At 34.9% G+C, this 12968-nt stretch carries 14 protein-coding genes and 1 pseudogene; 5 read left to right on the top strand and 10 right to left on the bottom strand.

The window, feature by feature from the left end; genetic code table 11:
• Positions 1–55: 55 nt before the first annotated feature.
• The 6 genes from P0092_RS07210 to P0092_RS07185 all read right to left on the bottom strand — a co-directional run bounded on the left by P0092_RS07210 (position 56) and on the right by P0092_RS07185 (position 3349).
• The gene (locus P0092_RS07210; RefSeq protein WP_004620988.1) at positions 56–277 is read right to left on the bottom strand and encodes a DUF6199 family natural product biosynthesis protein; all 222 of its coding nucleotides are present in this window, start codon (positions 275–277) and stop codon (positions 56–58) included.
• 135 nt (positions 278–412) lie between these two features.
• A complete protein-coding gene (locus P0092_RS07205; protein WP_004620987.1) occupies positions 413–646 on the bottom strand; it encodes a hypothetical protein in 234 nt (77 codons plus the stop codon).
• Entirely contained in the window at positions 627–1532 is a 906-nt protein-coding gene (locus tag P0092_RS07200; RefSeq protein WP_276187120.1) for a class I SAM-dependent methyltransferase, read from the bottom strand. Before P0092_RS07200 ends, P0092_RS07205 begins: the two co-directional genes overlap by 20 nt.
• On the bottom strand, positions 1507–1983 hold the full coding sequence (locus P0092_RS07195; RefSeq protein WP_004620985.1) for an MGMT family protein: 477 nt from the start codon (positions 1981–1983) through the stop codon (positions 1507–1509). The genes P0092_RS07200 and P0092_RS07195 overlap by 26 nt, the downstream gene beginning before the upstream one ends.
• A gap of 118 nt (positions 1984–2101) precedes the next feature.
• Positions 2102–2803 (bottom strand): flavodoxin family protein, encoded by a 702-nt coding sequence (locus tag P0092_RS07190; RefSeq protein WP_004620984.1) that lies wholly within the window; start codon positions 2801–2803, stop codon positions 2102–2104.
• A gap of 102 nt (positions 2804–2905) precedes the next feature.
• Entirely contained in the window at positions 2906–3349 is a 444-nt protein-coding gene (locus P0092_RS07185; protein WP_004620983.1) for a GNAT family N-acetyltransferase, read from the bottom strand.
• A gap of 161 nt (positions 3350–3510) precedes the next feature.
• On the opposite strand from P0092_RS07185, the pseudogene P0092_RS07180 reads away from it, so the two are divergent.
• Positions 3511–3936 (top strand): annotated as a pseudogene (locus P0092_RS07180) (manganese catalase family protein); the annotation flags it as partial.
• Positions 3937–4077: 141 nt separating this feature from the next.
• Here P0092_RS07180 and P0092_RS07175 read toward each other — a convergent pair.
• Together P0092_RS07175 and pssA are read right to left on the bottom strand one after the other, a co-directional pair.
• Entirely contained in the window at positions 4078–4920 is an 843-nt protein-coding gene (locus P0092_RS07175) for an AraC family transcriptional regulator (protein ID WP_004620982.1), read from the bottom strand.
• Positions 4921–5070: 150 nt separating this feature from the next.
• The gene (gene pssA / locus P0092_RS07170; RefSeq protein ID WP_242831791.1) at positions 5071–5619 is read right to left on the bottom strand and encodes a CDP-diacylglycerol--serine O-phosphatidyltransferase; all 549 of its coding nucleotides are present in this window, start codon (positions 5617–5619) and stop codon (positions 5071–5073) included.
• A gap of 428 nt (positions 5620–6047) precedes the next feature.
• On the opposite strand from pssA, the gene ribB reads away from it, so the two are divergent.
• The 4 genes from ribB to P0092_RS07150 all read left to right on the top strand — a co-directional run bounded on the left by ribB (position 6048) and on the right by P0092_RS07150 (position 10999).
• Entirely contained in the window at positions 6048–6689 is a 642-nt protein-coding gene (gene ribB / locus P0092_RS07165; RefSeq protein ID WP_004620980.1) for a 3,4-dihydroxy-2-butanone-4-phosphate synthase, read from the top strand.
• Between the two features lie 114 nt (positions 6690–6803).
• Entirely contained in the window at positions 6804–8546 is a 1743-nt protein-coding gene (locus P0092_RS07160; RefSeq protein ID WP_004620979.1) for an S-ribosylhomocysteine lyase, read from the top strand.
• Between the two features lie 92 nt (positions 8547–8638).
• Positions 8639–9772, top strand: a complete 1134-nt coding sequence (locus tag P0092_RS07155) for a sedoheptulose 7-phosphate cyclase (protein ID WP_004620978.1) — start codon at positions 8639–8641, stop codon at positions 9770–9772.
• A 39-nt stretch (positions 9773–9811) separates the two neighbouring features.
• The gene (locus P0092_RS07150; RefSeq protein ID WP_004620977.1) at positions 9812–10999 is read left to right on the top strand and encodes an MFS transporter; all 1188 of its coding nucleotides are present in this window, start codon (positions 9812–9814) and stop codon (positions 10997–10999) included.
• Between the two features lie 106 nt (positions 11000–11105).
• On the opposite strand, the gene P0092_RS07145 is transcribed toward P0092_RS07150, so the two are convergent.
• Together P0092_RS07145 and P0092_RS07140 are read right to left on the bottom strand one after the other, a co-directional pair.
• Positions 11106–11624 carry a P-loop nucleotide/nucleoside kinase family protein gene (locus tag P0092_RS07145; RefSeq protein WP_004620976.1) on the bottom strand — a complete coding sequence of 173 codons (519 nt, stop codon included), beginning with the start codon at positions 11622–11624 and terminating at the stop codon, positions 11106–11108.
• A 79-nt stretch (positions 11625–11703) separates the two neighbouring features.
• Positions 11704–12816, bottom strand: coding sequence for a hypothetical protein (locus P0092_RS07140; RefSeq protein WP_004620975.1), 1113 nt, complete (start codon positions 12814–12816; stop codon positions 11704–11706).
• Positions 12817–12968: the final 152 nt, after the last annotated feature.

The following is a 12968-nucleotide window of genomic DNA, read 5'->3' as shown; positions in this document are numbered from 1 at the left end:
TCCTCTCTTTCAAATACATACTGCGGTGTAATTTAGTAAGTCAGCTTATTTAATACTATCCCATTATGTACGGCAATAAAGACATTGCTAATAATACTGCAATTATAATGACACCTATAATTCTTCTTGAAATAAAATAAGCATTACTTGGCTCTTTCGTGGCCTTCCAGCTTTCAAAAGTCTTCCACATTAATTTAGGGCATATAACATTTAATAATGCAATAGTAAAAATTAATCCTATAATAGTGAGTTGATATACCATTACTCCTTTTGGCATATATTTAATTCCCTTCCTTAAAATCCATATATTACCTTAATACTAATACTATATCTGGAATCAAATCAAATATCAATCACTACCACATTATTTATTTTCAAATAAATGTTTTACACTTTTACCGAACAGGCATGTTTATGAAGTTATAGGTTTGCCTACAACTTCATAACTCCCCGTGTGGTTTGAAATCTCAAGAACAATACTATACTGTCCTGTTTTTTCTATGGAAACAACCTGATTATATTTGTCTTTTGTACATTCTGTAAGTTCAAGTACATAAGTACCGGTATCACGATTTTTAACGCCTATCCTTAGTTTTCCTGATATTGTGGATACATTTATTTTGCTACTATTTTGTAAAAACGCCACAGATAGTTTCTCCTGTATCTGAAAATTCCTTACCGGCGATATCGCCATAAAATTCAAATGTACTAAAACCTGTAGTCTGAACCTCTGATAGCAAGGCTTCCTTAGTAAAAAAATGGTCCCATATATTATAGCAATTCACAGTTTCTTCGGTAATCACAATAGACTGCCTTAATTCAGTACTATCTTCATCATTATATTGATAAACGGATTCCAAGCAAATATGTGGCTTATCGCACAAAAAACCACCCTCTTCACAGTAGTACCATGAACGACTTTCATGTTTTCTCATCTGAGGTGTAAATACATCAAAAATAAACTTTCCGTTGGGCTTTAATGCAAGATATACTTTTTTCAATAAAGTGAGCCTGTCCGTATTTGATAGTGCTGCATAATCACAATATATCAATATTATTACATCGTACTTTTCTACATAATCAATTGTTAAGTAGTTTTTATAATGGTACTCAATACTGCTTTTATTAAGTAACGCTTGTTCCATTGCATATGCAATGGAGCGTTTAGAAAAATCTACTCCAGTAACAGAAAATCCTGCGCTATTAAACCGCTCAGCATATAATCCGGGTCCACAACCTAAATCAAGTAAAAACTTATATTGAGGCGGTGGTGCAATTTTTGAAATCCATTTTACTGATTCATCGAGAAATTCGGATTTGCGAGTTGCCGCATCCCAACTTGGATTCAGGTGAGCTTCCAACATACCTTTGGAGATATGTTCATCATCCCAAAATTTATTTGTGCTTGGAGCATATAATTGTGGTTTCGCAGTATATTTTTCAAGTTCATTGAACATATTCTCATCTCCATATAAAAGATAAATAGCCATAGTATCTGTCATATTGTTATAGCTGACACAAGCTATATTCATAATTCTGTACATAATATCTGATATTACTTCTGCCTCGCTGAACAACTATGTGACCTTCTGCTTCTAATTTTTCTTTTTGTGCCTCAATACCACCCGGGTATTTTGGATTTAACTCACCATCCGCTTTAAGTGTTCTCCAGTATGGTGTTTTCTCGCTGCTTCTTTGGTTGCTCGCCCATGCTACGATAGAAACAAAAATTCCTGCGGTGATTGGGTCTGTAAAATCTGCATTATTTGCCTTTGCAAAGGAGTCTCTAATCTGTCCTACTGTAATTACCTTACCTAATGGTACTTTCTTCATAATCCGGTCATAATCAATGGGTGGAGCAAAATACATTCGCTCGCCGCCATACTTTTTAATACTTTTTTCATCGGTAATAATTTTTAATTTAGGCATATCCTTATTATTATGAAGCATTGTATTAAAATCTTTGTTCTGTTCATTTGCCATACCAATGCACCTCCTGCAGTTAAGCATAGACTACCCCATCTTTTTATGCAATGAGACAGTTTAACATTTTCAATTATAGAGTATGCAGTAATATACTAATTCTTGATATATTGGCTCATCACCTTTTTTTCCAAGGTCGCTCTTTATTTAGCCAGCCCCGTTCTTCCCAATACTGCCTTTCGACAGGAGAAGTGTCCCCTCCCGCCTTGTGCATTTTAGCCATGATAAAAAATACTAATTTTGTCTTTATACAGACTCTCGGCCTTTCAATATGCGCAAATCTTCGGGCAAGTTTATTCATATCTTTATCGATTTTTATTTTCTTATCCTCTTTTACGCCAGCCCAGTTTGAAGCCTGCACATTAATACCATAGCTCTTTATATAAGGAACACCCCAATAGAAGAGAGACTTTTTCACATTCTTAATTGCATGCTTAGCTCCTGCTCCGGCAGCAGTTGAAATAACGGCAGCTTTCTTTGTGAACATCCACTCTCTTGGACAATGTGGCATCCAATATGTAAACATCAGGTCAAGGAAAGCTTTCATGGATGCAGATGGACCCATGCAATAGTTTGGCGTCGTAAAAATAAGCATATCTGCCTTTTCCATAGCATCGGTGATGATTTGCTTTTCGGTGTAGTATGGGCATTTTGTACCATCTTCAATGCATTGGTAGCAACCCATACAAAAGTGATTCAAGTCCCTCGGTAAGAAAAACTCTGTAATTTCGTCCTCACTTGCAAGCTTATCGGCCAATAACCTTCCTATGTGATAAGTACTTCCTTTATGGTTTTGCCCATGTATCATCGTGATTTTCATATTAAATCCTCCACTCGTAGCACTAGAATTATCGACCTGAGAAAATATAACCATTGTTTCGGATAATTCTTTTCATAACGAAGCCTCCTTGTATTACGTGTATTATTTGCCAAGAACTATTAAGTCTCCAAGTGTTCTGAATCCGTTTTTTTCATAGAATTTTTGCGATGGATAATCTTTTTCTGTGTTTAATATCATGCCATTTAATCCTTGCTCTTTGATATCTTCCTCTATTGCCTTTACAAACCAGCTGCCTATACCTCTGCCCTGCATTTCGTAGCTAACGCAAAATTCATCAATATAATATTCAAGACCTTTTATCCATGGTTTTTTCATACCTATACTCAAGGCTACCATCTTATCATTTAAAACAACTGCATAACCTATAAAGTAATTATTATCAAAATGATTATTAAAAAACTTCACTACTTGTTCTCTCGATTCATAAATATCATTCCATGGCTCTTGAGTGAATGTTTCTATATACAAATTCACACACTCCTCAAGCATTTCTTTTTTAATTTTTACTAAAAACAATTCTTCCATATTGTTACCTTCTCCATGAACCCCTTTTTTGTCACTGTGTTACATTAAAATTGTTTATTAGCCCTTTTAAACTACTGGGCATTAATACATAAGACCATTATATTTATACTATATTTGGTACTAAATTTAGTCAATAGAATAATTCAAATCGTCATTTCGGTTCAGATATAGGCACAGAAGAACTGGCGCATCTGGAAATTATATCTGCAATAGTATATCAGTTGACTAGAGGTTTAAGTATTGAAGAAATTAAAAAGAGTGGTTTTGATACCTATTTTGTTGATCATACAACAGCATTGTACCCTATTGCTGCCTCAGGTATGCCTTTTACAGCAACATACTTCCAATCAAAAGGCGATCCAATTACAGATTTAATAGAAGACCTTGCAGCAGAGCAAAAAGCAAGAACAACATATGATAATATACTTAGGTTGGCAGATGATCCGGATGTCAAAGAACCTATAAAGTTCCTCCGTGAAAGAGAAGTAGTTCACTTCCAAAGGTTCGGTGAAACCTTGAGGACAGTTCAGGATAGTTTAGATGCTAAGAATTTTTACGCATTTAATCCCGAGTATGACAAGAAATAAAAAAGCAACAATACAACAAGGCCTCTTGCCGCGGTTTAATTTTGCGGTAAGAGGCTTTGTTGTTGGGTAAGAAATTTTTGTGCTTATTTTAATTCTCTCTAAAAGTAGTCAAAGTGTAATCTAAACCGCAGTTTGCTAATTTTATACAGTATATTTAGGTGCAACAGGAATCCATATTTCAACATTACAAATATCGGCAGCGTCATCCCACAAGACATACTTTTCTATTGTGGGGAGCCCGGTTTTTTTATACTTGCTTTGAGGCATGAACTCGTTATTGATTCTTTGCCATACGCTTCCAAGAACTTGGCTGGATATGCTGCCCTTCGCTTCGAATTTTAACCAGGTTGCCTCGGGATACTTGAAAATATCAAGTCCTTCAATCGGTTCTTTATCCCATTCGATGCCACACATGTAATCGTTGCTACCGTCTTCTCCAAAACTGAAACACAATCCCAAATCGTAAAAACGTCCTGTTGTTTCTTTGATTGCCTCATTACTGCCGTCACTTTTTACGATTGCCCATGTGCCGCCACCGTATGGTGTTGTACGCCTTATTCCCATAACATTAAATGGTGTTCTCTCAATAATTGTGTAATCCATTCTATCAACTCCTTTAATTATAAGGGCGAAATCAAGACGGCAATAGAATGTGAGCTTAACACCGTCTTTTCTTGCATCTGACGGTGTAATACCATGTAAACGTTTAAAAGCAACACTAAATGCATCGGATGATTGATAACCGTATTTCAACGCAACATCAATAACTTTTTCTTCAGTGTTTTGCAAATCATAAGCGGCACATGTCAATTTACGGCGACGGACGTACTCAGATAACGGTATACCCGTTATTTGTGTAAACGACCCTTGAAACAAAGAAAACGGACAAGCTGTTATCCTACTTATTTCTTTTTCGTCAATTTTGTTGTTCAAATGGTCTTCCACATAATGAATTGCTTGATTCATCCTATCAACCCAGTCCAAAACTTCACCTCCTTGAACACAATTATAAAGGAATTATTTTTCACATGCCCGTTATTTTTCGAACGGCTTTTAACGGCTTCAGATGAACAGTATATACATTTACTAAATTAAACTCCTTAAACCAATATACCAAATAGGTATTTATACTATTTACCTTTTCTGAATCCTGATTTTGCTGACCATAAGAAAAGAAAGCAAAATAACAATGACAGCAGTAAAAACGGTGTATATACTGTTATACCTATGATGCTCTATGGAATAGTAGTTAAACAGGTTAATTACTGATAAAAGGGCTCCGGCAATTGTAATCGGCACACCAGAATAAACATTATTAAATGTTGATAAATTGTAACGTGCTAGCCTGTAAGCCCCTGCAATAGGATAGATAACTGCCAGCAAACAGCCTATAACTGGAAGACCAAAAAAACTGATTTTCCAAGTGATTATTATAGGTGCAACTCCAAAAGAAACTAAGTCTGACAGAGAATCTAACTCCTTGCCCAACTCACTTGTACAGTCCAACATTCTGGCAGTCTTACCATCGAATCTATCAGTTAAGGCTGCTACCATAACTATAAGAGATGCCTGTAAAAGATCATTTTTCATTACGAACAGCAAGGCAATTACTCCAAGTGATAGATTTATTAGTGTTAAAAAATTAGGCAAAGAATACTTAATCCTGTCTCTCAAATGATCCACCCTCTACTTTATAAGTTAAGTTCTCAAACATATATCGGCTAACAAATAGGTTTACAATGTAAAAATTTAGGACCAAAATAAACATACATTCAATTATACACCCAAATTTTGTAAAAATCTACATTTACCCTAGGCAAAAGATACTTTTTCTTAAATGCTTTTCTTAAAATAATCCACACATATTATTTTATCTAACACTTCTTTGAAGTGTTAATTTAAGGTTATCCGAAATGCTCAAAAAATTATATGTAAAATTTTCCAATAATTCCATAAATTATAATGAAATTATTGGAGAAAAATAACATATACATTTTAATAGGCGTAAGTATATTATTACCATATTAATTATAAATGCCTCTTTAATACACATATGGAATTAGTATACTGTTATAGCTTAGTAAAATGTTTTTTCTGAAAGGATTATGCATATGAGAGAAAGATTACTTGATTATTTTGGTGCAACCTACAACGAACGTGTTCTTATGGCAATCAGCCAGTTACAGAATGGAAACGGTATTCTTCTTGCCGACGATGAAGACCGGGAGAATGAAGTGGATATTATTTTCCCGGCTCAGTATATGACGCCAGTAAAAATGGCCTTTTTGATCAGAGAATGCAGCGGGATTGTTTGTTTATGTCTCACAAATGAGCGCTGTAAGGAATTAGCACTTCCACTTATGGTTCAACAGAATTCCAGTCGATATGGCACAGCATTTACCGTATCTATAGAAGCAAAGATAGGTGTAACCACTGGGGTGTCGGCTGCAGACCGTACGACGACAATATTAGCAGCTATATCAGATAATGCTAAACCGGAGGATTTGGCACAACCCGGTCATGTATTCCCATTACAATCACGTCCGGGAGGTGTACTGGAAAGAGCCGGACATACAGAAGGCACAGTTGATCTTATGAAATTGGCCGGGCTCAAGCCTACCGGAGTCCTATGCGAATTAACAAATTCAGATGGTTCAATGACACGTCTTCATGAAGCAGTGCAGTTCGCCATTAAAAATTCCATGACATTATTGTCTGTTAAAGATATTATTGAGTACTATTCCAAGCATTAAAAATAATTTCAAGCAAATAACGACTAAATTCAGTACAACAGTATTTGTAAATTATAGTACACAGTTTTTACGAATACATTGAAATAACAAAAACAACAGAATAAGGAGGTCAGTATGTTTAAATTGAGCTACAGTATGAACGGTTTGACGAATTTGGACTTTTACCGAGCTGCACTTGAAGCTGAAAAAGCTGGTTTTGATGGGGTGGAACTATCTTTTCAGTACAAACAATTTGATCCTTTTTCACTTAGTGAAGATGAGCTGATGAAAATCAGGGATTTTTTCAAGGGATCACGGATAAAGCCAATTTGTATTTCAACCGCAACAACATTTTTTCTATCGGACATTCCACATGAGCCTTCAATCATTTCTCTTTCCCACGAAAAAAGACAGCAGCGGATTGATTTGATAAAAAAAGGCATATCAATGGCTAAAACAATCGGTATACCGATTGTCAGTTTTCAAAGCGGGTATTTAAGACAGGAACACGTTGATAATCCTTCAATTGACCCAAGGAAATTACTAATAGACGGCATAAAATCATGTTTGGAAAATATCGGAGATGTAACTCTGGTTATAGAACCTGAGCCGGGCATGTACATTGAGACAATCGACGATGCTATCTCACTTATAAAGGAAGTAAACTCACCCAATTTTAGTTTGCATTTGGACATTTGTCATACATTTTGTACAGAAGATAATTATGTTAATGCCATTTCAAAAGCAATCCCCCATGTATCGTATATGCATCTGGCAGACATAAAGGAAGGCTATAATCTCAAGCTGCAATCATTGAGTGAAAAGCAAAGATTGTCGGTAAAACTGAATTTAGAACGTTATGGTTATTTATTACATGTGGAAGACAAGAACTGCTTTTATTTTATCGATTCAGAGCATTGTATTTACTTCTATCAAAACGATTTGAAATCCGTTGAAAAAGCTGAAGCTGTGAGTTTTGTGAGCCCTTACCACTCAAGGGTTGATTTTGTGAAGATTGATGACATAGCCATCCAAAGTGAAAAAAGTATTGAACTTGAAATCAAAGCGTATTTAGGCTCAGTAGGCGGAATTGGATTTGATATCATACAAAAAGCCAATCCGATACTGAAATATCTAAGAAGCAAACATGATGAATGTTGCAATCCTATTATTCAGCAGCCGGTTTGCAACACTGTCAATGGCAAAGTACATTATCATGAATTCCCGGGAATGGGTGAAATCGATTTTCATGCAGTTCTCAAAGCACTCAAAGATAACGGCTACAACGGTTATGTAACTGTTGAACTGTATAACCACTCTGATGTTTGGGAAAAAGTGCTTCCCGAAAGTCGCAAGTATCTAATGGCTTGCATGAATGCAGAAAATGAGGCTAAAACATCAAAGGAAGAAACATATGGATGGATTTCCGAGGGGCTGGGTGAAGTTAATCATAGGCTGGTCAAGGCACCATATATTCGGTTATCGCAGTACACCAAGGGAAACAAAGGGGATATTGTTTTCTTTTATGATTTACGCTTTACTCAACCTAACAAGGTTTATATGGAAACAAGAGTATTACACTCTTTAGAACATTTATTACTGGCAGGGTTCAGAAAATATCTGGATGGATTTATAAGTGTTTCACCTATGGGTTGCCAGACCGGTTTTTACCTGATTACGCTGAATTCCAGTAATGTACAACATATAACCTCTACTTTTGAAAGAGTATTGAGGGAAATTCTAATGATGGATGAAGTTCCATATAACACAGACAAAGAATGTGGACAAGCATCTCACCATGACCTGAAAGGTGCCAAAATATTGGTTCAAAAAATACTTGAGCAAAAAACTTCATGGTTAAAAATATTTGAAAACTAACTATACTTAATAATTTATTCCAGAATTTTTTAAGAGTGATACTAAACAAAAGTTAACTTAAGTTATTTATACAGCAAAGGAGATGAATTTATATGGCAAATGTCGATTTAGGTTTGAGAAAATGGACTGTAAATAGTCAAAGGGAAATTAACTATGATATCATTTTAACAGAAGAAGTTCTGAATCCGTATAATGAAATGCTGTTGGCAGGAGGAAGAAAAAATGGAAGCCGACGTTTTGTTGTGGTAGACCGGTTTATATACAATATGTATAGGGATGAGCTGGAGACTTATTTTGAGAAAAATGAAATACATAGCAAAATTGTGCCTTTCGATAGCGGCGAAAAGAATAAGTCACTTGAAAACTATATTCAAGTTTTTAAAGAACTGGATAAATTCCCCATAGACCGCCGAGGCGAACCAATAATTGCTATCGGTGGAGGGGTTGTAACAGATGTTATAGGCTTTATAGCAAGCTCGTACAGAAGGGGTATTCCACACATCAAAGTTCCAACGACTCTAATGGGATATGTTGATGCATCGGTTGGTATTAAAGTAGGTGTTAATTTTAACGGAAACAAAAACCGTATGGGAAGCTTTGAACCTCCAAAAGCGGTGATACTGGATAAAGGCTTTCTTAAAAGCCTCCCACACCGCCATATATTAAATGGTGTTGGTGAAATAATCAAGTTGGCAGTTATTAAGGATATCAACCTCTTTGAATACCTTGAACATAATGGCCCGGAATGCATTGAAGCAAAATTTCAGAATTCTGCCGGTGACAGTATACTCGATGCATCAATTTCAGGTATGCTGGAAGAATTGGAGCCTAATTTGTACGAGGACAACCTTGAACGTTCCGTTGACTTTGGACATACTTTCAGTCTTGCCCTTGAAATGCACAATGTTGATAATATGCTTCATGGCGAAGCAGTAGCAATTGATGTTGCATTTTCAACAGTATTAGCAAACGTGCATTCACTTCTATCCTTAGAGGAGCAAAATCGTATACTGATTTTAATTAAAAAGTTGCAGTTGCCCCATTGCCATAAATCCCTTATTCCAAACCTTTTGTGGGAATGTCTTATTGAAAGGACACATCACAGAGACGGACTACAAAGAGTTCCATTACCCGATTCAATCGGGAATTGTGTATTTGTTAATGACATAACATATGACGAAATTCTACAAACGTGTACCATTATGGAGAGACTCTTTAAAGTATAAGTAATTATGTTGCGGGTTTATTGTACTAGGAGGTAGTAAATGAATGCACTTAGCACTACTGAATTGAAGAAGAAAATTCCACTTTTTTATTTAACAACTGTTTTGTATTGGTTTTCATTATATACATACGTGCCTACACTACCTATCTATGTAAGATCCATTGGTGCATCCTATAAAATGGTTGGGTTGATTATCGGTTCCTATGGCTTTACACAGATGTTGTTCAGAATTCCTATAGGTATAATATCGGACCGTCTTAATAAGCGAAAAGTTTTTATTATAGGAGCCCTTCTGATAGCACTTTTTTCCGGGCTTGGACTATGGTTCTTTGATAGTCCCAGTATGGTATTAATTTCCAGGGGATTATCCGGAGTATCAGCTGCAGGATGGGTTGTATTTATTATACAGTATACTAGTTATTTTGACGTCAAGGACACACCTCGTGCAATAGGTGTAATAAACGCATTCAACTCAACGGGAATTATGCTCGCAATTATTTTAGGTGGTATATTTTCCAATTATTTGGGACTTAAAATATCATTTTTATTAGCTGTATTCGGTGCAATATTGGGACTAATTTTTAGTATATATATATACGAACCAAATAATCTAAAATCTACGTCAGTAAAAATATCGGATCTTATATCAATTACTAAAGATAAAAATTTATTGAAAATATCGTTTTTAGGTGTTTTGTCTCAGTTTATTATATTTGCTACAGTATACGGGTTCACACCTATACTGGCAAAACAGATAGGGGCAAATAATTTTCAGATATCTATCCTCACCACCCTTTCAACCATGCCGGGAATTGTATCTTCGATACTAAGCAGTTCATTTTTTGCAAAGAGATTTGGCGAAAGAAAGACGATTATATGGGGATTTATTTTAACATCAATTTTTTGTACGGTGATACCCTATATTAAGAATATCAGCGTCTTATATATCACTCAGGTTTTTGGCGGGTTTGCGTGGGGCGGAGTTTTCCCATTACTTATGGGTATCAGTATCCGAAATATAGAGACTGATAAAAGAGCAACAGCAATGGGCTTCTTTCAAGCAGTTTACGGATTAGGAATGTTTGTAGGTCCGTTAGTAATAGGCTTTCTTAGTGACTTTGCCGGATTGACCGGAGGATTTTGGGTGACAGGATTTGTTGGCCTTATGGCTGCCTTGTTCTCAATGTTCTTTACAACCAATCAAAAGGATTTATATAAGCAAGATTGATAGTTATTTCACTGATAAAATCCGTAGTAAAGCTAACTTCCAACTATCAGGAAGTTAGCTTTTTGTTATACTTTTTTACCTCAATATTATAAACCTTTTTCTATAATCATCTGATAATTTCACAAATGATATCGAAACTTTTTTCCAATGTATCGGAACTATCAATTATATATTCATCCGCAAATGGATGCACATCTGCGTTTTGATAATACTCAACTACATGTTCAATAGATTTAAAGGATTGATGAGGCAAAGGGTTTTCAAGTCTTTTCAAATGTCTTGCCTTCCATTCATTTTCATCGCTACAGTCAATAAAAAATTTCAAAACATTATTATCCTTAAAATCCAGTCTTTCAAAAAAAGCCTTTGCATTTTTCCTATCGCCAAGAGCAATATCTAAAATAAAATTAGCATTTAAATCCAGATTAGTCTGAATTATTCGATATAAAATGTTATAGCATACTTCGTTGTTAATGCTTTCACTATGTATATTTTTACTGCTTTTCAAAGCATCTACAATATCATCTTTACGAAAAACAGGAATTAATAATTTTTGTGATAACATATTTGATAATGTTGTTTTGCCTGTTGCAGCCTTACCTCTAAAAATATATACAGTCCCCATATAAATCCACCTCACAAACTATAACTATATCAGCATTAATAACCCTTCGGAACCATGTATCTACATAAAACTACATTTTTTAAACAATATCATTTACAGTATTAATAAAAGCTCGTACATCCTCAAAATCGCCAACACTCATTTTAAATTCCATTTTTCCATGACAGGCCACCTTTTTTTTACTATTAAATTCGTATAATGTTTTAACTGAGCACGGACGGCAAGCTATACATTCATTTAAGTTTAAAAACATTCTCTCTGCAATTTCAGGTGAAGTTTCATTAAGTTTATTTAAGGTCTCTTCCATCATGTCAGCTTTTCTGTGCCAGAACTCAGGTTTACTGTTCGTTACTATATACCAGCTTAACGAATGATACATAACATCGTTGCTTGTGTACAAAGCATATGAGAATCCATAATCCGATGCTAAATAAGAAATTTTATTACCATACTTGTCTATTTGCCTTTTGAATTTTAATGGCCTTAATGAAAGTAAAAAGCTGTCCATTTTTATTATTTCATTCCGTATATCGTTTGGCAGTAAAGATATGCAACTATCAAACTTCGGTTTCTGCCCTACCTCCACAGCCTCATTACTTGTCAATGGTTTTGGCAAATCAGCATTTGAGCGAACTATATTAAGGTCTTCATCATATTCGGTAATACATAATGATTTAACTAATAAATTTGTTCGTTTGCTGCAGGATATTTTTAGCGTAAAACCCGCATTATTCAACTCTTTCAATATTTTTGATTTCATATATTTTTCTTTTTCTGAATAAAATCTTTCTTCACCATTTATTAATATTTGCATTGAAGACAGACCATAAATTACAGATATATCCGTAAATTGATTCATCGGAATATGATTGTGAAAAAATCTGGGTTTACAATTAGGTACAACCAAATCATCAATCCGCCTGTTATCTGAAAAAGGTGTTCCAAAATTTATATGTCCATTACCAAAAAGCAAGTATAGTCCCGGAGCATCAATTTTCACACTTATGTCAATACGTAGTGGTAAATGAAAAGTTTTGGGAACGTAAACATAAGAATCCAGAGACATGTTTTCTTTTTCGAAATCCGTAGATAACCTTCTAGTTGTTGTTATGTACAGCATTTCTCTTTTCACATCTGTAACAACATGACCTTTTGATATAATTGCTTTAGCATCAATTTCGTATTTATTCATTTCAACACCCCATATGAATTAATATACGTACAAAAGAACTTACCTGATGTTCCCAAGTCTATAAATAATACTACATATGGCATGTTTATAAGTCAAGTTTCATATTTTAAGTTTAATTAAATGAGTATATTTTTATCCAAACTATTGAATTA

Source organism: Ruminiclostridium papyrosolvens DSM 2782 (genome assembly GCF_029318685.1).
In the GTDB taxonomy this organism is placed as follows: Bacteria; Bacillota; Clostridia; order Acetivibrionales; family DSM-1351; genus Ruminiclostridium; species Ruminiclostridium papyrosolvens.
The sequence above is the reverse complement of the archived record's forward strand: the minus strand, read 5'-3'. Positions and strand labels throughout refer to the sequence as shown.